General features: G+C 29.7%; 21 protein-coding genes and 2 pseudogenes. 6 read left to right on the top strand and 17 right to left on the bottom strand.

All coding sequences use genetic code 11. The features are described 5' to 3' along the window. From Q0W06_RS04645 to dnaX, 8 genes are all read right to left on the bottom strand, one after another. Positions 1–921, bottom strand: a complete 921-nt coding sequence (locus Q0W06_RS04645) for an ABC transporter ATP-binding protein (RefSeq protein ID WP_297632018.1) — start codon at positions 919–921, stop codon at positions 1–3. A 15-nt stretch (positions 922–936) separates the two neighbouring features. Further along, a complete protein-coding gene (locus Q0W06_RS04640; RefSeq protein ID WP_297632015.1) occupies positions 937–1086 on the bottom strand; it encodes a hypothetical protein in 150 nt (49 codons plus the stop codon). Between the two features lie 11 nt (positions 1087–1097). Further along, positions 1098–1277: a hypothetical protein gene (locus Q0W06_RS04635; protein ID WP_297632012.1), complete on the bottom strand. Its 180-nt coding sequence runs from the start codon at positions 1275–1277 to the stop codon at positions 1098–1100. Positions 1278–1475: 198 nt separating this feature from the next. After that, positions 1476–2771: an acetyl-CoA hydrolase/transferase C-terminal domain-containing protein gene (locus tag Q0W06_RS04630; RefSeq protein WP_297632009.1), complete on the bottom strand. Its 1296-nt coding sequence runs from the start codon at positions 2769–2771 to the stop codon at positions 1476–1478. Between the two features lie 176 nt (positions 2772–2947). Beyond that, positions 2948–4150, bottom strand: a complete 1203-nt coding sequence (locus Q0W06_RS04625) for an FprA family A-type flavoprotein (RefSeq protein ID WP_297632006.1) — start codon at positions 4148–4150, stop codon at positions 2948–2950. Between the two features lie 6 nt (positions 4151–4156). After that, on the bottom strand, positions 4157–6070 hold the full coding sequence (locus Q0W06_RS04620) for an acyl-CoA dehydrogenase family protein (protein ID WP_297632003.1): 1914 nt from the start codon (positions 6068–6070) through the stop codon (positions 4157–4159). Positions 6071–6407: 337 nt separating this feature from the next. Next, positions 6408–6743 (bottom strand): YbaB/EbfC family nucleoid-associated protein, encoded by a 336-nt coding sequence (locus tag Q0W06_RS04615; RefSeq protein ID WP_297632000.1) that lies wholly within the window; start codon positions 6741–6743, stop codon positions 6408–6410. 101 nt (positions 6744–6844) lie between these two features. Beyond that, complete coding sequence (gene dnaX, locus Q0W06_RS04610; RefSeq protein ID WP_297631997.1) at positions 6845–8461, bottom strand: DNA polymerase III subunit gamma/tau; 1617 nt, start codon at positions 8459–8461, stop codon at positions 6845–6847. A gap of 249 nt (positions 8462–8710) precedes the next feature. Here dnaX and Q0W06_RS04605 point away from each other — a divergent pair, with 249 nt between their 5' ends. The 4 genes and pseudogenes from Q0W06_RS04605 to Q0W06_RS04590 all read left to right on the top strand — a co-directional run bounded on the left by Q0W06_RS04605 (position 8711) and on the right by Q0W06_RS04590 (position 11135). After that, on the top strand, positions 8711–9322 hold the full coding sequence (locus tag Q0W06_RS04605) for a hypothetical protein (protein ID WP_297631994.1): 612 nt from the start codon (positions 8711–8713) through the stop codon (positions 9320–9322). A 140-nt stretch (positions 9323–9462) separates the two neighbouring features. Further along, positions 9463–9951 (top strand): annotated as a pseudogene (locus tag Q0W06_RS04600) (thymidylate synthase); the annotation flags it as partial. Positions 9952–10341: 390 nt separating this feature from the next. Continuing rightward, positions 10342–10644: pseudogene (thyA, locus tag Q0W06_RS04595) on the top strand (thymidylate synthase); the annotation flags it as partial. Next, positions 10644–11135 carry a dihydrofolate reductase gene (locus Q0W06_RS04590; protein WP_297631992.1) on the top strand — a complete coding sequence of 164 codons (492 nt, stop codon included), beginning with the start codon at positions 10644–10646 and terminating at the stop codon, positions 11133–11135. The pseudogene thyA and the gene Q0W06_RS04590, both read left to right, overlap by 1 nt. Positions 11136–11181: 46 nt before the next feature. Here Q0W06_RS04590 and Q0W06_RS04585 read toward each other — a convergent pair whose 3' ends face one another. From Q0W06_RS04585 to Q0W06_RS04545, 9 genes are all read right to left on the bottom strand, one after another. Next, complete coding sequence (locus Q0W06_RS04585) at positions 11182–12393, bottom strand: ammonium transporter (protein WP_297631989.1); 1212 nt, start codon at positions 12391–12393, stop codon at positions 11182–11184. A 183-nt stretch (positions 12394–12576) separates the two neighbouring features. Further along, positions 12577–13788 carry an ammonium transporter gene (locus Q0W06_RS04580; RefSeq protein WP_297631986.1) on the bottom strand — a complete coding sequence of 404 codons (1212 nt, stop codon included), beginning with the start codon at positions 13786–13788 and terminating at the stop codon, positions 12577–12579. Positions 13789–13947: 159 nt separating this feature from the next. Then, positions 13948–14811 carry an urease accessory protein UreD gene (locus tag Q0W06_RS04575; protein ID WP_297631983.1) on the bottom strand — a complete coding sequence of 288 codons (864 nt, stop codon included), beginning with the start codon at positions 14809–14811 and terminating at the stop codon, positions 13948–13950. Between the two features lie 4 nt (positions 14812–14815). Further along, on the bottom strand, positions 14816–15424 hold the full coding sequence (gene ureG, locus Q0W06_RS04570) for an urease accessory protein UreG (RefSeq protein ID WP_297631981.1): 609 nt from the start codon (positions 15422–15424) through the stop codon (positions 14816–14818). 17 nt (positions 15425–15441) lie between these two features. Continuing rightward, entirely contained in the window at positions 15442–16146 is a 705-nt protein-coding gene (locus tag Q0W06_RS04565) for an urease accessory protein UreF (RefSeq protein WP_297631978.1), read from the bottom strand. After that, on the bottom strand, positions 16121–16570 hold the full coding sequence (locus Q0W06_RS04560; protein ID WP_297631976.1) for an urease accessory protein UreE: 450 nt from the start codon (positions 16568–16570) through the stop codon (positions 16121–16123). Before Q0W06_RS04560 ends, Q0W06_RS04565 begins: the two co-directional genes overlap by 26 nt. A gap of 53 nt (positions 16571–16623) precedes the next feature. Further along, positions 16624–18342 (bottom strand): urease subunit alpha, encoded by a 1719-nt coding sequence (gene ureC / locus Q0W06_RS04555; protein ID WP_297631974.1) that lies wholly within the window; start codon positions 18340–18342, stop codon positions 16624–16626. Then, entirely contained in the window at positions 18342–18665 is a 324-nt protein-coding gene (gene ureB / locus Q0W06_RS04550; RefSeq protein ID WP_297631971.1) for an urease subunit beta, read from the bottom strand. The genes ureC and ureB overlap by 1 nt, the downstream gene beginning before the upstream one ends. Before the next feature lie 27 nt (positions 18666–18692). Beyond that, on the bottom strand, positions 18693–18995 hold the full coding sequence (locus tag Q0W06_RS04545) for an urease subunit gamma (protein WP_297631968.1): 303 nt from the start codon (positions 18993–18995) through the stop codon (positions 18693–18695). A gap of 714 nt (positions 18996–19709) precedes the next feature. Between Q0W06_RS04545 and mgtA the strand changes: the two genes are divergently transcribed. Beyond that, positions 19710–22355 (top strand): magnesium-translocating P-type ATPase, encoded by a 2646-nt coding sequence (mgtA, locus tag Q0W06_RS04540; RefSeq protein ID WP_297631967.1) that lies wholly within the window; start codon positions 19710–19712, stop codon positions 22353–22355. After that, the gene (locus tag Q0W06_RS04535; RefSeq protein ID WP_297631964.1) at positions 22342–22464 is read left to right on the top strand and encodes a hypothetical protein; all 123 of its coding nucleotides are present in this window, start codon (positions 22342–22344) and stop codon (positions 22462–22464) included. The genes mgtA and Q0W06_RS04535 overlap by 14 nt, the downstream gene beginning before the upstream one ends. Positions 22465–22551: the final 87 nt, after the last annotated feature.

Raw genomic sequence — 22551 nt, 5'->3', positions numbered from 1 at the left:
TTATCTTAACTGCTTTGAGCCAGTTATTTCTATAAATTCATCCTCTAAAGATTTAGAATAAATAGATATTTCATATACCTCAATATCCTTAAGAACAAGAAGTTTATTTATCTTTCCTATTTCTTCTCTTGTGCTTTGAACTGTAATCTTTTCTGTAATTTCTTTCACTTCTTTATTAGTCTCTTTTTCTATTATATTTTTTGCTAATTTATTATTTGAAGTTTCTAATACATAACTTTTCACAGCTGCTTCTTTGCTAGCTTTTATTCCATTCATAGTTTTAATATCTTTTAAAATACCTGAATCTATTATGCAAAATCTATCACACATAAGTTCCATTTCACTTAATAAATGGCTTGATACTAATACGGATGTTCCTGTAGCTGTTAAGCTTTTAAGCGTTTCTCTAAGTTCCTTTATCCCTACTGGATCTAATCCATTTGTAGGTTCATCTAAAATTATAAGCTTTGGTTTATGAATCAATGCTTGAGCAAGTCCTAACCTCTGTCTCATTCCTAGTGAATATCCCTTTACCTTATCATTTATTCTATTTTCAAGTTTTACTAAAGATACAACTTCACTTATTCTATTTTTATCTAAGCTTCCTTGCATCCTTCCATATAACTTTAAGTTGTCTAATCCTGATAAGTATCCATACATCTCTGGATTTTCAATGATTCCACCTACATTGCTTAAAGCTTCTTCAAAGTTATTTTTTATACTTATTCCATTAATAAATATTTCCCCACTAGTTATGGAAATAAGTCCCGTTATCATTTTTATAGTAGTAGTTTTTCCTGCTCCATTTGGTCCTAAAAAACCAAAAATTTCACCTTCTTCAATAGTGAAACTTAAATCTTTCACAATTTCTTTTTTACCTATAACTTTATTTACATTTTTAAGTTCCAATACTTTATTCATCTATTCACTTCCTTTTTAATAATTTGCAGAAAATATCCCCAATAGAAGTGCTCCCCATGTTGTCGCACGATTCCATCCTGATTCATTCCAATTACTTATAACAATCACTGCTATAAGTGCTATTAATACTATTATTGCCTTAACTTTTTTTCTTTTATTTTTCATAAATCACCTGTTTATTTGTATGTTCCTTTAAGAATTTTATTTTTTATAAGCAGATGAATACCGGCAGTTACGCCTCCATTTATACCTGCTAATAAAATACTAAATTTCATTTTAAATATGTATGTTTCTATAAATGTTATTACAAAAAATATTACAAAAAACAACACTTCTAATGCTATTTTCATTTTCATGAAATTTTCCTCCTTGATATTTCTACATTCACTAGCATAATACCATTTTTTTACTTTGATTATCAAACTAGTTCTTTTACAAAACCTTTTATCTCTCCTAACTTTTTAAACTTATCTCTTACTCTGAAGTTAGTTAAATAAAAAAACAGTTAGTTTAAAAAGCCTTTAACTAACTGTTCCACATATTTTTAAGTTTATTTAAATTAAATTATTCTCAATTGCAAAGTTTCTTAATTCATCTCTAAATTTTGGATGTGCTATTTTAATTAAACTTTCCACTCTTTCTCTTACGCTTTTTCCTGTTAAATTAGCAACCCCATATTCAGTTACAATATAATCTACATCATTTCTTGAAAATGAAACTACTGATCCCTGTTTATGATATGGGCAAATAGTAGAAACTGTATCATTTTTCGCTGTAGATTTCAAAGCTATTATAGATTTTCCATCTTCTGATAAAAAGGCTCCTGTTCCAGTATCACTTTGTCCACCTGTTCCACTGTATTGACTAAGTCCAAAACTTTCTGATGCACATTGCCCTGATAAATCAACTGCTAAAGCTGTATTTATAGATATCATCTTTTTATTCTTTGCTATTATAGTTTGATCATTTACATATGAGCATTTTTTCATTTCTATAGAAGGATTATCATCTAAAAATTCATATAACTTTTTTGAACCTAATGCAAAAGTTCCTACAAGTTTATTTTTATGAATAGTTTTTTCACTATTAGTTATTACTCCTTCATAAAATAATTCTGCCATACCATCTGTAATCATTTCTGTGTGAATCCCCAAATTTTTCTTTCCTTTTAACGACATTGCAACAGCGTTAGGAATTCCACCTATTCCAAGTTGAAGTGTTGACTCATCTTCCACTAAATCAGCTATATATTGTCCTATTATTTTTTCCTTATCTGAAGGTTCTTTATTAGACAATTCTGGTATAGGATAGTCAGTTTCAATTAAGTAATCGACTTCATTTACATGAACTTGTGTATCTCCATGAACTCTTGGCAAATTAGGATTTACTTCTAATATTACTATATCTGCATTTTCTAAATTTTCTCTTTCATGTACAAGAGATAATGATAAAGAAAAATATCCATGCTTATCCATTGGAGAAACTGCTCCAATAAATATATTAGGCTTTCTATATTTTAATCTTTTAGTTGCTGTAAATTTTAAATGAGTTGGAATATATGAGCATAATCCATTTTTTTGAGCTACCCTGCTATATCCACCCATAAATAAAGATTCATTAAAAAAGTGTCCCTTCATGCTTTTATCAGTATTATATTTATATTCATTTAAACTAAGAATAGTTATAACCGTAACATTTTCAACTCTATCCTTTATTTTATGAAGTTCCCCTAAAAATTTTTGTGGTTCACAAGGTCCTAAAGAACAAACAATTTCATCATCTGTTTTTACCAATTCAAGTGCCTCTTCTACTGATATTAATTTTTTATGATAAGAATCTAAATATTTCATACGATTACCTCCTTAAGTTATACTTTATAAAATATATTTACTTTCATTCCCCTAATTAAACTAGACTTTTTTAGTATAGTTTTTATAAGGAAAGATGGAAAAGAAATTCGCAATAATTTTATATTTTGTATCACTCTTCTTTTCCATCATTTTAATTTATCTTTAAATCACTATCTCTACTCGTTTAATGATTCAACTATTCCATCAATTAATAAATCTAATTCTCCTGAAGTTATATCATTTAATGAAGATAGTACTGATACTTGTTCATTAAGTACTGTCATTTCCTTCATTTCATCAAGTAACTCTATCATTTTTGAACCTGCTTGTGGAGACCAAGAACCATTTTCTACAACTGCCACTGTTCTTTTTTGAAGATTTAAAGCCTTCATATCCATCAAGAAATTATGCATAACTGGGAAAATTCCAAGGTTATAAGTTACTGATGCTAATACAAGATGACTTAATCTAAAGCTTTCAGAAATTAATTCTGATACATGAGTTTTTGAAACATCATATACCCAAACGTTTTTCACACCTTTTTCAACTAATCTTGTTGCTATAATATTAGCTGTATTTTCTGTATTTCCATACATTGATGCATACGCAACCATTACGCCCTTTTCCTCTGGTTCATATCTGCTCCATTTATCATATTTATCTAATAAATATCCAAAATCATTTCTCCAAACTGGTCCATGAAGTGGACAGATATATTTTATATCAATAGTTGCAGCTTTTTTTAATAGCTTTTGAACGTGAGGTCCATATTTTCCAACTATATTTGTATAGTATCTTCTAGCGTCATCAATCCAGTCTCTATCAAAATTAACTTCATCGTTAAATAGTTTTCCATCTAATGCTCCAAATGAACCAAATGCATCTGCTGAGAATAATACTCCATTAGTTATATCAAAACTAACCATAGCTTCTGGCCAGTGTACCATTGGTGCTTCTACAAAAGTAATTGTATGCTTACCAAAACATTGAGTATCTCCTTCTTTTACTGTTATAGCATTATCATTTACTGTGAAGTTAAATTGTCTCATTATCATATAAGCTTTTTCAGTACTTATAACTATAACATCTGGATAACGAAGAAGTACTTCTTCAAGTGATGCTCCGTGATCTGGTTCTATATGATTAATAACAAGGTAATCTAGCTTTCTTCCATTTAAAACATATTCTACATTTTCTAAAAATTGACGTCCTATAGACCAATCTACTGTATCAAAAAGAACTGTTTTTTCATCTAATAAAAGATATGCGTTATAAGATACTCCTCTTTGAATAGGATGAATATTTTCAAACAATTCTAATCTTCTATCATTTCCTCCAACCCAATATAAATCCTTAGTAACTTCTCTTACACATTCCATAACTATCTACTCCTTCCCCACTACTGTAAATTTAGTTTTTTCTTCACCACAATATGGGCAAATCCACTCTTCTGGAAGTGACTCAAATGTTGTTCCTGCGCTTATTTCATTTTCTGCATCTCCAACTTCTGGATCATATTCATATCCACAACCATCACATACATAAGTTGTCCATGGAGATGGTGCTTTTTTAACTGTAGGTTTTCTCATTTTTTCCATTGGTGGTGCTGGTTTTTTAGCTTCACCATTATTTAATTCTTTAATTAATAAAGGTAATATTTCATTTAAATCTCCAACGATACCATAATCAGCATTTTTAAATATTGGAGCATTTTTATTTTTATTTATTGCAACTATAGTTGTCGCATCTTTTATTCCTTTTAAATGTTGCCCTGCACCTGATATTCCACATGCAAAGTAAAGATTTCCATTAAACTTTTGACCTGACATTCCTACATATCTATTTAAAGGTACATATTTTAAAGTTTCTGCAACTGGTCTTGATGAACCAATTGATGCTCCTGCCTGAGTTGCAAGTTCTTCAATTAGCTTCATGTTTTCTTTGCTTCCAATACCTTTACCAGCACTAACTACACGGTCTGATAATCCAATAGGCGTATCTAATGGAATACCAATAGTAAAGTCATATCCATCATTTTTTAAAGTTTCTACTAAAGCCTTAACATTTTCCTTAGAAGAACCTTCATTAAAGAATTTTTTCTTTCTATCTCCTGTAATGGGTCCTTTTGCTTTTGACTTAACTGTTTTTGTTTTTGGTGCTTTTCCTAAAATATGTGCTGCAATTACAACTCTTTGAATTTCATTAGTTCCTTCATATATAGTACAAATCTTTGCATCTCTATACGCTCTTTCTACTTCCATTCCTTTTAAGTAACCAGTTCCACCAAAAATTTGTAGTGCATCATTAACTATTTCAAGACAAATATCTGAAGCATATTGTTTTGCCATAGCTGATTCTACTCCATATGGTTCATGATTATCTTTTAACTCTGCTGAACTATAAACTAAAAATCTTGCTGCTCTTAATTTTGTTGCCATATCTGCTATTTTAAATGAATTTATTTGTTGAAATGCAATTGGCATTCCAAATTGTTCTCTTTCTTTTGCATATTCTACTGCATGTTCATAAGCTCCTTGTGCAATTCCTAAAGCTTGTGCTGCAATACCAATTCTTCCACCATCTAAAGTTGCCATTGCAATTTTAAATCCTTGCCCTTCTTTTCCTAGAAGATTTTCCTTTGGCACTTTAACATCATTAAAAATTAATTCTGCTGTAGATGATGATCTTATTCCCATCTTGTCATAATGGTCTCCAAATTCAAAACCTTCATAACCTTTTTCAACTATAAATGCACTTATTCCTCTTGTACCTATTCTAGGTGTTGTAACTGCAAACACTACATAAGTATCTGCCTTTGGTGCATTTGTTATAAATATTTTTCCACCATTTAATATATAATAATCGCCTTTTAATTCTGCTACAGTTTCTGTTCCTCCTGCATCACTTCCTGCATTAGTCTCTGTAAGTCCAAAAGCTCCAAGCTTTTCTCCTTTTGCTAAAGGCACTAAATATTTTTCTTTTTGTTTTTCTGTTCCAAATGCATAAATAGGATAAGAACCTAATGAAGTATGGGCTGATAATATAACACCAGTTCCTCCATCAACTCTTGAAAGTTCTTCTACAGCAATAGCATAGCTTATATTATCAAGCCCTACTCCACCATATTTTTTAGGAAACGGAATTCCCAAAACTCCCATTTCTCCAAGCTTCTTTACAGCTTCTGTTGGGAACTCATTTTGTTGATCTAACATAAAAGCTATAGGCTTTACTTGTTCTTCTGCAAAAGCTCTTATCTTTTGTCTTAATTCCTCTTGCTTGTCATTAATCTTAAATATCATATTAATTCCCTCCTTAAATTTAAACTCCCTTATAAAGTATACTATTTTAGTACACAATAAAATATTCCAAATTTATTTAATTATTATTTGAAAACCTTTTACTATATTGAAATGATATATCATTATAAATTTATTATCAAATTATCAAAATATCATTTTAGTAATTTTATCCATATTTTTTTTTAATATTTTAGCTTTTTAAAATATCCTTTAATACTTCTTTTAATGAAATTTAGATTTAACTTTTATAAGGATAAATTTTCAATGTAAATGTTTAACTAGAAATTAAAAAAAATGAAAGCCTTTAAGACTTTCATTCTTTAACTTTTAATTTATATTAGAATAATCCTGGTATATTCATTCCACCAGTTACTTTTCCCATTTGGCTTGAAGTTTCTTCATCAGCTTTTCTTAATGCTTCATTAACAGCACTTAAAACTAAATCTTCTAACATTTCAACGTCATCTTCATCAACAACTTCTGGCTTTATGTTTATAGCTAAGACTTCTTTTTTACCGTTAGCTTTAACAGTAACAGCACCGCCACCTACTGATGCTTCGAATTCTTTCTCTTCTAAGTCTTTTTGCATTTGCTCCATTTTCTTTTGCATTTGTTGAGCTTGCTTCATTAGGTTGTTCATATTACCCATTCCTGGGAATCCACCTTTTGCCATATATAACTCCTCCTTGTTCATAACAAAATATAATAATATTATATAGTATTTATTTTAACATTACCATTGCTTTATTTTATGCTTCTGCATTTTTTTTGATACTACTCATCTATAATCTCTAAAAATTCTTCGCCGATTACATCCACCAATTTTTCTTCTGGTGTCTGTATTTTTTCTTCTCCAGCATCTACTGTAAACTGTATTCTTACTCTAGATTTTAATATCTCACTAAAAACTTCATTTACTAGTTTATTGTTTTCTGGTTTTTCTAATCTATCCTTATTAAAGGAATATTGACTATCATAATTTATAGTAATAATTCCACCACTACATGCAATTGGTCTTCCAGTACTTACTGATGCATATAGAATCATTAATCTTCTATTTCTAAAGTTTTCTAATATATCTTTCCATGATCTCTTTATATCATCTAAAGTTAAATTACTATTTTCATCAATCGGTGTTGTATCTATAGCTTTTTTTTGCTCAACTGGAGCTTTTTTAACTTCTTTTGTTGTAGTTGTTGCTATCTCATCTGTTCCTTTTGATTGTATAACTCCAATTTTTCCTGATTTTAATGCACTTTCAAGTTTGTTAATTCTAGCTAAAATCACTTCATTTGATGTATCATACTGTATTTTACATACCTTAATAACAGAAAGTTCTAAATAAAGTCTTGCTTGTTTAGTTGCCTTTGCATCACTTTCACATTCTTGAAAAATTCTTATACAACGCATTATTTCTTCTACTCTTATTCTTTCAGCTTGATTCTTTAATAGAGCTATATTTTCAAGAGCCATATCTAAGACTTCTTCTGGATTGTTCGTCACTTTTACCATAAGAAGATTTCTATAATGTGTTATTAAATCTTTTATAAATAAGTAAATATCTTTTCCTGCATAAACAATATGGTCAATTATTTGCATTGATTTTTCTACATCTCGTTCTATACATGCTGCAACAATTTGAAATAAATATTCATTTGTTACAAGTCCTAGCATACTAACTAACTCATTATAGTCTACTTCTCCATTTCCCATAGCTATAGCTTGATCTAGAATACTTAAAGAGTCTCTCATTGCTCCATCAGATACTCTTGCTATAAGCTCTAAACTTTTATCCTCTGCTAAAACACCTTTAGCATCTACTATAGTTCTTAATCTATTTACTATAGTTTCATTTCCTATTCTCTTAAAATCAAATCTTTGACATCTTGAAAGAATTGTTATAGGAAGCTTTTGTGGATCTGTTGTTGCTAGAATAAATATTACGTTCTTTGGAGGTTCTTCTAAAGTCTTTAAAAAAGCATTTACAGCTCCTGTTGAAAGCATATGAACCTCATCCATAATATATATTTTAAACTTTGCTTCTTGTGGCGGATATTTCGCATCATCGATGATATCACGAATTTTATCTACCCCATTATTAGAAGCAGCATCAAGTTCTGTAACATCCATTAATAAGCCTTCATTTATTCTTTTACAATTTTCACATTCATTACAAGGTTCACCATCTTTTAAATTAAGACAATTTAATGCCTTTGCAAAAACTTTTGCTGTAGATGTTTTTCCTGTTCCTCTTGTTCCACAAAAAAGATAAGCATGTGCTATTCTATCATTTAATATTTGGTTTTTTAATGTTGTTGTTATATGTTCTTGACCTATTACATCTTCAAATGTTTTAGGTCTCCATTCTCTATATAAAGCAGTATATGCCAAGGTATCTGCACCACCCTTTTCCTTAAAATTATCTACTTACATTATACTATAAAAGAATTTATGTTCTAGCTTTATTTAAAATCATATCCTTATAGTTTTATTTTAATCTTTAAATTCTCTTGAATATTTTTCCTTTTAAATGGTAAACTGTTAAAATGTTCTTCTTTTTTTAAAATTTAAGCTTTTTATATTTTTTTCTTTCATTTATTGTTGTATAATTTCATTTAATATGCTTAAGGAGTGATTGATTTGAAAAAACTATCAAAATTCCAAAAAAGAAATCTTAAAATCTTTTTTTTAGGAATTATTTTAGCAATAATATCTGTAATTTTTATTTTATTTTCAATGAGTAGTAATTTTTTATTTAACTTTAGCTATCATGGGTTAAAAAATTTAAGTGAAGATATTGCCATTGCCTGTGCAGTATGTTTTGGTATTGCTGTCGCACTTTGGGCTTTAAGACTCATTATTAGATACTTAAATCCTAAAACATTTGATTTTATTTGGGGTAAATTAGATAAAACTAAGCTAAAATTAAAAGATTCTAGTAAACATAATATAATGTCATTTTTAACTAAACCAATAAAACAACTTTTAATTTTTCTTAGCAGACTCATACAAAAGTTCCATATACCTTTAGCAATGATTGGATTCGCCGTTATTTCTATTCATGTATACATATTCCTTCATTTAGGATTCAAATGGAAATTAGGCTATATTCTTGGAGCTTTAGATGGAATTATATTAATAATTCTTATTCTGTCTGGATTACTTAGAATCTTTAATAAAGGCTTAAAAAATCACAAGTATTTAGGGATACTTTTCATAATTGTAATGATTTTACATATATTATTTAACTAAAATTTCTTTATTGTAAAAAACTCTATCAAAGTAAGAACAATTCTTGTTTTGATAGGGTTCTTTTTATTATAAATTTCAAAGTTTTTATTATAAATTTATGATAAAATTAGATTTGAATATTTAGAAAGGGGTGTTACCTTATGAGTCTATATGACAAACAATATCTAAATCTAGTAGAAAATATTTTAGAAAATGGATATTACAATCAAAATAGAACTGGTGTTGCAACATATAAATTGCCTCATCAAATAATGCAATTTAATCTTGAAAAAGAATTCCCAATTCTTACAACTAAATTTGTTGCATTTAAAACTGCTGTAAAAGAACTTCTTTGGATATATAAAGATCAATCAAACAGCGTAAAAAAACTACAAGAACAAAACGTTAATATTTGGAATGAATGGATGATGGAAGATGGAACTATCGGAACATCATATGGTTGGGTTGTAAAAAAATTCGAACAACTAGACCACCTTATTCATGCACTAAAAACTAATCCTCAAGATAGAAGAATGATGATAAACCTTTGGCAAATTCCATATCTTGATACAGGTGCATTACATCCTTGTTGTTTCCTTACAATGTGGGATGTGACAGATGGAAAATTAAACTGCATGTTAGTACAGCGTTAACATTGAGCGCCTTCATAAAGTAATTTATGTCGAATAACCCTGCTAAAAAGGGAAAACCCTAATTAATTTTAGTAAAATACACATACTAATTTTAAAAGGATAATCCTTTGCTAAATTTATTTTAAGTAGGTATTTATATAAAACCATTCTTACTTTAAATAATAAATGCCCAACGACTATCGAAAGCATAATTAATATATTTAAAAGGATATTAATTATAAGCAAGTAGAGTACCCCTCAAGTTATTGGAGGTTGTTTTTACAAGGTAACGGGAAACGCAGGGCTTCCTATTAAAAATATTTTTAGGAAGATGATATAGTCTTATCTATATAGAAATATATAGTAGTTTATCTATATAAGTTTTAGCGAAACTTATATAAAATCATGTCAGGTGACGTACCATTAGGTGTGCCATTTAATACAACACAATATGCAGTACTTATTCATTTAATTGCACAAGTAACAGGTTTAAAACCTGGTTTATTTACTCATGTAATTAATAATGCACATATTTATGAAAATCAAGTTGAAGGAATGAAGATTCAGCTTGAAAGAAGAAATGATGATTTTGATGCTCCAAAGCTTTGGGTTAATCCTGAAATCAAAGATTTCTATGATTTCACTATCGATGATATTAAGCTTGAAAACTATGAACATCATCCATCTATTAAAATGGAGGTTTCCGTTTAATGCTTTCAATTATTGTAGCTAAGGCTTCTAATGATGCTATTGGTCTTAATAATAAACTTCTTTGGCATATATCAGAAGACTTAAAAAGATTCAAAGAAATTACTTCTGGCCACAATATTCTTATGGGCAGAAAAACATTTGAATCATTACCTGGTGTTTTACCAAATAGACATCATTATATATTAACTAGAGACAAAAACTTCACTGTAGATTCTACAAATGTAACTGTTATACATTCACTAGATGAGTGTATTGAAAAGTTCAAGAATTCTGATGAAGAAACTTTTGTTATTGGTGGCGGTGAAATTTATAACTTACTTCAACCTCACTGTTCTAAGATGTATCTAACAGTTGTAAAAAAAGATTTTGAAGCTGATACATTTTTTCCACAGATTGATTACTCAAATTGGGAAACTATCCACATATCCGGTGAATTAGCTGATGAAAAAAGTGGATTAATTTTTGAATTTGTGGATTTAAAATTAAAATAGAAAAATGGTCTTGATAATATTTTTTTATCAAGACCATTTTATTATCTTAATCACCTGCATTATAAGTTTCATCAAGCAATGTTTTATCTAATCCAATCCTTTGTTGTTCCTCAGTAGTTCTAATATTAAATACTCTATCTAAAAGCTTCAAAATTACTAAAGTTAATATTAATGAATATGCTGCGACTAGAGTCGCTCCAAATAATTGTATCAAGAACTGATTTAAGCTTCCGTGTATTCCATTAACCATACTATTTGAAAAAATACCAATTGATAAAGTTCCTAAAACTCCTCCCATTCCATGAGTTCCCCATACATCTAAAACATCATCCCAGCCCATTTTCTTTGCAAATCTAACACATAGAAAACAAAATATTGCTGCTATCCCCCCAATAATCATAGCTGCTGTAGGGGTTACATACCCTGATGCTGGTGTAATTGCCGCAAGACCAGCTATTCCTCCAATAAATAATTCTAATAATGAAAATCTTTTTTTATTTATATAAGAAATGATTGTCCACACTACCATTGCAACTATTGCTGCAACACCTGTATTAGCAAAAGCAATAGATGCCAATCCATTAGCTGCTAAAACTCCTCCCGAATTAAATCCAAACCACCCAAATAATAATAAAGCTGATCCAATTGCTACTAACCCTAAATTAAACGGTGTTTTCCCTGAAATATGCTTCCTTTTACCAAGAACTATTACTGCTGCCAGTCCTGAAAACCCCGCGGTTACATGAATTACTGAACCACCTGCAAAATCAACAAACCCCATTTTTGATAAAAATCCACCTCCCCACACCCAATGGGCTACTGGGAAATAAACTACTATCATCCAAACTATTAAAAATATAATCCATCCACCAATATTCATTCTATTTGCCATTGCCCCAGTCATTAATGGTAGTGTTATAATTGCAAACATTAATTGATATAAAAAGAATAATATAAATGGTATAGTTGCTCCATACTCTGAATTCATACTAAACATAATATTTTTAAATCCAAAATACTCTAACGGATTTCCTATAATTCCATGAATATCTTTCCCAAATACTAAACTGAATCCACCAAATATCCACAAAAGTCCTACCACCCCTATAGCTAAAAATATCTGTAACATTATTGTAAGTGAATTTTTCTTTTCTACTAATCCTCCATAAAAAAATGCAAGTCCTGGTGTCATTATAAATACTAGCAATGTAGAAATTGCCATAAAAGTTTCATTTTCATATACAACTCCATTAAACATAAACTTCATCCTCTCTCGTATTACTATTTATAAATATATTTATTAAAACTTTTGTCATTTGCTACAAAATTTTATTTCACTTGCTCTAAATAAAATAACCTTAGAGAAATCACCATCTTTCTCTAAGCTTATTTAAACATTTTAAAAGGAGTGTCTTTTTCAAGACACTCCTTTTTATATTAATTAGTCATCTATACTATAGCTTTCACCAAGTAATGTTTTGTCTAATCCGATTCTTTGTTGTTCTTCTGTAGTTCTAATTTTGAATACTTTATCTAACACTTTCATTATTATGAATGCTACGACAAATGCGTATGCTGATACTAAAACTACTCCAAATAATTGTATTAGGAATTGATGCATTCCTGCATGTACTCCATTTACTAAACTATTTGCAAATACACCGATTGCTAATGTTCCTAAAACTCCACCCATTCCGTGAGTTCCCCAAACATCTAAAGCATCATCCCATCCCATTTTCTTAGCGAATTTAACGCATAAGAAACAGAATATTGCTGCTGCAGCTCCAATAATCATTGCTGATGTTGGTGTTACATATCCTGATGCTGGTGTAATTGCTGCAAGACCAGCAATAGCTCCAATAAATAACTCAAGGAAAGAGAATTTTCTTCTTTCTATATAAACTATAACAGTCCATACCATCATTGCAACTATTGCCGCAACTCCTGTGTTAGTGAAAGCTATTGATGCTAATCCATTAGCAGCTAAAACTCCACCTGAGTTAAATCCAAACCATCCAAATAGTAATAAAGCTGAACCAATTGCAACTAATCCTAAGTTGAAAGGCCCTTTTCCTGAAATATGTTTTCTTTTTCCAAGAACTAAAATCGCTGCAAGTCCTGAGAATCCCGCTGTCGCATGGATTACAGTTCCCCCTGCAAAGTCCACAAATCCCATCTTAGCTAGGAATCCGCCACCCCAAATCCAGTGTGCTACTGGGAAGTAAACTAATATCATCCATACTACTAAGAATGCAATCCATCCACCGATTGTTATTCTGTTTGCCATTGCACCAGTCATTAATGGTAGTGTAATGATAGCAAACATTAATTGGTATAAGAAGAATAATAAAAATGGAACTGTTGATCCGTATTGTGAATTAACAGCAAATGTTATATTCTTAAATCCAAAATATTGAAGTGGATTACCTATAATTCCGTGAACATCCTTACCAAAAACTAAACTAAATCCTCCAAATATCCATAAAAGTCCTACAACTCCTATAGCTAAAAATACTTGCATCATTATTGTAAGAGAATTTTTCTTTTCTACTAATCCTCCATAAAAAAATGCTAGTCCTGGTGTCATTATAAATACTAATAATGTGGAAATGACCATAAATGTTTCATTTCCGTGTATAACGCCATTAAACATAAAATCTTCCTTTCTTGCGATAATTTCTTATCCTTAATAAAATCTGTATTGCAAGTTAAAGTTTAAGTTTAATTAAATTACATTATAGTTTCTATAAAGTAATTTAATTAATTCATTATTATTTTTTCTTTTATAGCCTCTTACTTTTTCTCATTCCCTCTAATACTTTCTTATAACTAAAGGTATTGAATTTAATATTTTTTCTCTAGAGAAATCATGACAAATAGATATTACTTTTTCTATGTCCTGTGTCAAATTTCCTAATATTCTTAAAACAAAGCCATTTACTTCTAATTTAGATATTCCATAGCTTATATTAAAATCATATTCTTTTAATTTTTCTTCTAAGTTTTCTCTTAGAGAATCAATAAATTTATCATTTACCTTTTTATCTATTATTAATAATGTACCAAAATTCAGATATCCCTCTAAATATCCTACTCCTCGTAAATTAGATTCACTAGGTTCTAATACAAGATTATCTAAAAACATAAGTGTATCATTAACATATAAATTTGTTTTTAACTTTGCCCTATTATATCTGAAATTTTCACCATCTGGAGACCATCCTGCTGTTATTCCATCAGTATAAATAAACGTTGAATCTTCATCCATATAAACATTATTTTCTTGTCTATACTTTGCATCTTTATAAAGAATAATAGGATCATTTATATATTCTAAAACTGAATTTTTCTCTAATTTGATATATGTATTTTGAGTTGTTTCTTCTCCGTTTTCACACTTATAAATTTTAGTAGAAGATTGAGTCAGAAGCATGGCTCTAGTATTCTCCTTTGCTTCTATCTCATAGTGGAATTTTTCACCCTCTACATATCCTCCACCTATTTGAACTAAAAAATATGCTGGAATTTTTTCTTTATCTAAGTAAAGTGTGGAAGAAATCCTCATAGCTCCATCGCATTTTCTTTTTGTTGTTATAGTTTTTTCATTCCTATTCTCAAAAACTATATCTATATATGCATCATAGTTTTCGTATGAATTAATTCCATCTTTTTGCATATCTCTACATTCCTTCTAAAAGACAGTTTGACTTAATCCAATCTATAACAGAATTTAAACCTTCTTGTGTCTTTAGGTTAGTAAACATAAATGTTCCTTCTTTTCTGAAATGTAATGTATCAGCTCTCATAACATCTAAGTTTGCTCCTACATAAGGTGCTAAATCAATTTTATTTATGATAAATAAATCACTTTTGATCATTCCTTGTCCTGCTTTTCTCGGAATTTTTTCACCTTGTGCAACGTCTATTATATACATTGAAAAATCCACTAAATCTGGACTGAAAGTAGCTGCTAAATTGTCTCCACCACTTTCTAAGAAAATAATATCTAAATTATTGAATCTGCTTTTCATTTCTTCAATTGCTGCAAAATTCATTGATGCATCTTCTCTTATTGCCGTATGTGGACATCCACCTGTTTCTACTCCAATTACTCTGTCTTCTGGTAATATAGAATTCGTAACTAAGAATTTAGCATCTTCTTTTGTATAAATATCATTAGTTATAACTGCACATTCATAGTTTTGACCCATCATTCTTGTTATTCTCTCAATTAAGTGTGTTTTTCCACTTCCTACTGGACCTCCAACACCTATTATTACTGGTTTCATAAGTATTTCCTCCTTTTCTATGACATAAATAACCTAAATACTAAGGTCTCATGCTGTATTTGTGAAAGTTCTATCCCTGGAACATTTGCCCCAAACATATCTTCATCTAAAGTTACTATCTTCTCTACAAGGTCTTCAAATTTTTCTGAACAATTTTTCAATAGAATTTGTCCAGATTTTTGACCTAATGGAATAGTTCTTACTGCATTTTGTGATAATGTTGATGCTGTGCTATACATATAAAACTGGATTGCACTTTTCATATCTATTCCTAGTTCAAACATCAACATCCCAAATACTATTGCAGGATGCCCAAACATCTCTTTAGATTTCATTTTTTCTTTATATGTATTCAAGTTTTCTGAATCATATAAATCTAAAAATAGTTCTGCCATTCTTCTTGCGACCATTTTATTTCCGTTTCGTGTTTCAATTGCTATACATTGAACTGTTATCTTCCTGTCTAGTTCTAATATTTTTTCAAAATTATTATCTTCTAAATAAGAATATAATAGTCTGATTGCAAATCCATCACTATAAACAAATTGGCTACTGAAAAAAGACATCATCCAATCCTCAAATGTTTTTGCATCATGTATTCTATCATCTCTAAGATATGTTTCCATTCCATAGGAATGGTTAAATGATCCTATAGGGAAATTAGAATCACATATTTGCATTATCTCTAAAAATTTTTTAGTGTCTATGTGTGAAATCAACATGTCTAAATGCCTCTTTTAACCCTATATTTTCTCTAGAATAATCTATATGTCTTATTTTTAAATCTTCTTCAATTACACGGTCATATTGTATAAACATTTTTCCATCTTCAAATTGAGCTGGGAAATGCTTGTTTCCAATATAATGTGCTATTCTTCCCATTTCAGTTATATCTTTTGGCTTTATTATTAAAACATCTTCTTTAGCAAACTTTACAACAACTACATTGTATCCATCATTAAATACGATATCTCCATCTTTAAGTTTCATTCCATCTGGAACAATTATTCCATAATCATTTCCATGGTCAGACTCTGCCTTAATAATTCTTTTTAGCATTTCTTCATTATTTAGATATATTGTCTCTATGTGACATCCTTCTAATTTAACATCTTTGATATTTCCTAAAATCTTTTCTAGTATCATTTAACTTCCCTCCATTCTTAAAATACTTTTAAGTTTAAAATTATTTATTCTTCTTAGAATAAATAATATCTTTGAGCTAATGGTAACTCTGTAGCTGGTTCACAAGTTATTATTTCTCCATCTACTCTAACTTCATAAGTTTGAGGATCTACATCTAATTGAGGCATTTGATCATTTAAAATCATATCCTTTTTAGTTAAATCTCTTATTCCATGAACTGGTAAGATTATCTTATCTAATCCTAACTTTTCTTTTATTCCGTTGTCATATGCATATTGTGAAACGAAAGTTACACAAGTTTTTCCAATAGCTTTTCCTTTAGCTGCAAACATTTCTCTTGGAAGTTCTGGTTGACAAGTTGGAATTGAAGCATTTGCTTCTCCCATAATTGCATTAACAATCATTCCACCTTTAAGTACCATTTTAGGTTGTACTCCAAAGAATGCTGGTTCATAAATAACTAAATCAGCTAATTTTCCAATTTCTATAGAACCTATATAATCAGACATCCCTTGTGCAATAGCTGGATTGATAGTGTATTTTGCAACATATCTTTTAGCTCTATTGTTATCTGATAATTCAGCATCCCCTTCTAAAGCTCCTCTTTGCATTTTCATTTTACTAGCTATTTGCCAAGTTCTAGTTACAACTTCACCGATTCTTCCCATAGCCATTGTATCTGAACTCATTATGCTGAAAACTCCCATATCATGAAGTATATCTTCAGCTGCTATAGTTTGTTTTCTAATTCTTGAATCAGCAAAAGCTACATCTTCAGGAACTTTTCTATCTAAATGATGACAAACCATTAACATATCTAAATGTTCAGCTATTGTGTTTATTGTATATGGATTTGTTGGGTTTGTTGAAGCTGGTAACACATTTGGATATTGTGCCATTTTCATAATATCTGGAGCATGTCCACCTCCAGCACCTTCTGTATGGAATGTATGTATACATCTTCCGTTTATAGCTTCTATTGTATGTTCAACGAATCCACCTTCATTTAAAGTATCTGTATGGATTGCAACTTGAACATCATATTCATCTGCAGCTTTTAGTGAGTAATCTATTGCTGATTTTGTAGCTCCCCAGTCTTCATGAACTTTTAATCCACAAGCACCAGCTTTTATTTGCTCTGCATTTACTTCTACATTAGCTCCACAACCTTTTCCTAAGAATCCAATATTTATTGGTAATCCTTCTGAAGCCTCTATCATTCTTTCTATATTCCATGGTCCTGGTGTTGATGTAACCGCGTTAGTCCCATCATTTGGTCCTGTACCACCACCTACAACAGTAGTTATTCCGCCTTCTGTCGCAACTCTTACGAAATCTGGACTTATATAATGTACATGAGTATCTATTCCTCCAGCTGTCACTATTAATCCTTCTCCAGCTAAAGCTTCTGTGCTTGCTCCAACTATAAAGTCTACATTATCCATTCCTAATGGATTTCCGCCTTTACCAATTGCAGCTATTTTTCCATCTCTAATTCCGATATCAGCTTTATATATTCCTGTATAATCTAGAATAGTTACTCCTGTAATTATTAAGTCAACAACCTTAGGATTGTTTTCTCTTGTTTCAATAGGATTTAATCCCATCCCATCTCTTAGTGTTTTTCCTCCACCAAATTTACATTCATCACCATAAACAGTTTTATCATCTTCGATTTCAATGAAAATCTCAGTATCTCCAAGTCTTATTCTGTCGCCTTTAGTAGGTCCAAATAATTCTGCATAACGTTGTCTTTCTAATTCAAAACTCATTATTTTCTAACCCCCTCATCTAAGCATCCATCAACCATATTGTTTAGTCCAAATACTTTTCTTACTCCAGCAATATCTATTAAGTTAATTTCTTTTTCATCCCCTGGCTCAAATCTTACAGCTGTCCCTGATGGTATGTCCAATCTTTTTCCGTAAGCTTTTTCTCTATCAAACTCAAGTCCAGAATTTACTTCATAAAAATGAAAGTGAGACCCTACTTGAACAGGTCTATCTGCTATATTTTTAACTTTTACCTTAATTGCTTCTTTTCCTTCGTTACAAACTATAACGCCTTCTTTTACAATTACTTCACCTGGTATCATTAAATTCTCCTCCTTTGTTTTAATATGTTATTGTATTGGATCGTGTACAGTAACTAATTTTGTTCCATCTGGAAATGTAGCTTCAACTTGTACAGTATGAATCATCTCTGGAATTCCTTCCATTACTTGATCTCTAGATAAGATATTTCTTCCTTCATCCATTAAATCCGCTACTGACTTACCTTCTCTAGCGCCTTCCATAATTTCATCTGTTATCATTGCAACAGCTTCTGGATAATTTAATTTAAGACCTTTTTTCATTCTTCTTCTTGCAACTTCTGCTGCAACTACAATCATAAGCTTCTCTTGTTCACGCATTGTAATTCTCAAAAAAAATCGCCTCCTAAATTTCTATTTGATTACAACATTATATTATAAACTGCTACTTTTTTAAATATAGCCCTTAATTATAAATATTATAAATTTTATAATATTTTATAATCTAAGTTCATATTTAACCAAATCGATATTTTATTTACATTCTATACTTTTTTATTTAACTCTAATATCGTTCTTTTAATCACATTAATTTTCTTCATAAATATTCCTTTTTATTTTTATATTTCTCCACCAACTTTCCACGATTAAATTACATTTTATTTTCTTTAAGTTATATTTATTAATAATTACTACATAAATATTCATTGTGATTTATACTACATTTTTGTTTTTTAATCACTTTTTCATGTTCAAGTAAAGTTTTTTCACCTCTTTTTCTTGTTTTTCATCAATATTTCTCTTTCATCTAATTTACTATTTATTAATTTTATACACTAAATATTTTTATTTTTTATTTGTTTGTATTTTAGATACAAAGTACATTTTTACTTTACTTTTCATTATATTAATTTCTTATTAAGATAACGTTTTCAATTAATCATTTATTAATTAATTAGTATTTTTTTATTTTTTATATACTCATCAAACCTTTACGTTAACAGGTTTATATGTGTTTTTATTATTGTTTTTCTTTTAGTCGTATTTTATTAGTATAATCTTCCTGAAAATTATACTTTTTTCTAGAAAATATAAAGGAGATTTCTAATGTTTAAAAGAAAACAAAATTCTGCTAAAGAATTCAATCAAGAATACTTTAACACTATAACTGCTGAGATTCATCGCAATAGTGAAACCTCTAATAAAGACCTGTTTCAAAAATTCAATAGTTCTTCTGAGGGTTTAACTAATTCTCAAGCACAAAAAAATACACACATTTTTGGTGATAATGATACTCATCCCAATAGACAAGATCCTGTAATACTGCAGTTTATAAAGTCTTTTATAAATCCTTTTGTAGCCGTATTATTAATTATCGCTATTATTACTTATTTAACAAATGTGGTTTTTGTTCCAGCATCACAACAAAGTTGGTCTCAAATCTATATTATTATTTTCTTAATTTTACTTGGTGGAACAATTCAATTTACACAAGAATACAGATCTGAAAAAGCTGCAAACGCTTTAAAAAGTTATATTAAAACCACTTGTTTTGTTAAAAGAGATGGGAATTCCTTTAACAAAATAGATATAAAAAATTTAACTTTAGGAGATATCGTTAAATTGCAAACTGGAGATATTATTCCTGCTGATTTAAAAATTTTAGAGTGTAAAGATTTTTTTGTTAGCCAATCTGCTTTAACTGGTGAATCTGCACCCGTTGAAAAATGCATAGTAAACAATTCTAATAGTTCTGAAATAGGTGACTATACAAATATTTGTCTTCTTGGAACTAATGTTGTAAGTGGTACTGCCATTGCATTAGTTATCGGAACTGGTGTAAATACATATTTTGGTGCAATGCAAACTTCTCTTCAAGAGGCTGATCCTGAAACAAGTTTTGATAAAAGTGTTCGAAAAGTTTCAAAAATGCTTTTAAAATTTATGGCTGTAATGGTTCCATTAGTTCTAATTATTGATTGGTATCAAACTAAGAGCTTCTTAGATTCTTTAATGTTCGCAGCATCACTTGCCGTAGGTTTAACTCCAGAAATGTTACCTGCCATTGTATCTGAAAACCTTGCTAAAGGTGCAGTCAAGATGGCAAAGAAAAAAACTGTTGTAAAAAAAATCAGTTCTATTCAAAACTTTGGTTCTCTTGAAATACTTTGTACCGATAAGACTGGTACATTAACAGATGACCATATAAAAGTTGAAGAATGTATTGATATTTCAGGTAATACATCTGATACAGTTCTTAAATATGCCTATATCAATAGTGTAAGTCAAAATGGATTACAAAATGTAATTGATTTTGCAATAATGGATGCTGCTAAAGAAAAGAACTTCCACAACACTATAAAAGAAAATATTCAAAAATTAGATGAATTAGCCTTCGACTTCAGCAGAAGAAGAATGTCGGTTCTTATAAACGAAGATGAGTGCCATACTCTAATAACTAAAGGAGCATTTGAAGAAATGCTACAAGTATCTAAATACGTTGAGTTAAATGGCCAATTATTAGAAATAAATGATAAAATCATTTCTAATCTTAAGAAAAAAGTAGATTACCTTAACTCCGAAGGTATGAGAGTTATTGGTCTTTCAACAAAAAAAGTATCTAAAGATACCTTAACATTAGATGACGAATCTGAAATGACTTTAATCGGGTTCCTAGGTTTCTTAGATCCACCTAAGGAAAGTACTAAAGAAGCTTTAGATGCCCTTGCATACTACGGTGTAGACGTAAAAATATTAACTGGTGATAATGAAATTGTTACTCAAAAAATTTGTAATCAAGTTGGATTTAAAATAACAGGTATTTTACTTGGTTCAGAAATTGAAAAAATGACTGACAATGAACTAAGAAATGTTGCTTTAAAAACTAATATTTTTGCTAAATTAAATCCACTTCAAAAAGCAAGAATTGTAAGAGTATTAAAAAATGCTGATAAAGTTGTTGCTTTTATGGGGGATGGAATAAACGACTCCATAGCTTTAAAAGAATCTGACGTTGGAATCTCTGTAGATTCCGCTGTTGATATCGCTAAGGAAGCTGCTGATATTATCTTACTTGAAAAAGATCTTATGGTTCTTAAAGAAGGTATTATCGAAGGAAGAAAAGTTTTTGCAAATACTACTAAATATTTAAAAATCACTGCAAGTTCAAATTATGGTAACTCAATTAGTGTTCTTATGGCAAGTATTTTCTTACCATTTGTTCCAATGTTACCTCTTGAATTATTAGTTCAAAATTTAGTGTACGACATTACTCAATTGTTTATTCCTTGGGATAATGTAGACCCTGAATTAATAGCTAAGCCAAGAAAATGGGATGCTCGAGAAATAGGAAAAATGATGATTGTCTTTGGACCAACTAACTCATTATTTGATATTCTTACATTCCTTACTATGTGGTTTATATTTAGATGTACAACAAATGCAACAGCACCTTTATTCCAAACTGGTTGGTTTATTGAAGGTGTAGCAAATTCTATTTTTGTTCTATATACTTTAAGAACAGAAAAGATTCCATTTATACAAAGTAATCCATCTTGGATATTTAACCTTTCTATAATTGGTGCTCTTGTAATTGGTTGGGGTCTTCCTTATACTTCTATTGGACACGCTATGGGAATGGTATATATAACACCATGGTATTTATTATACATTTTTGTATTAATGATTATCCTATGTGTATTAGTTCAATTCGTAAAAAAACTTTATATCAAAAGATTCAATGCCCTTTTATAATAAATTTGGAGGTGTCCCTATAATGATATTAACTATCCTTGGATTTGTTGCTGGATTTATTGCTTATTTAGGATTACCAGCATTAATTTTAATAAAAAAAGACTTATAAAAAAAATGTGTGCATAGTATAAGCTATGCACACATTTCAGAGTGTCGACAAAGTCGACACTCTTTCTTTTTTACTATAAAATAGATT

The sequence above is a fragment of the uncultured Clostridium sp. genome (genome assembly GCF_947072515.1).
Taxonomy (GTDB): domain Bacteria; phylum Bacillota; class Clostridia; order Clostridiales; family Clostridiaceae; genus Clostridium.
Note: the sequence above shows the minus strand (reverse complement) of the source record. Positions and strands in the feature narration are given on the sequence as shown.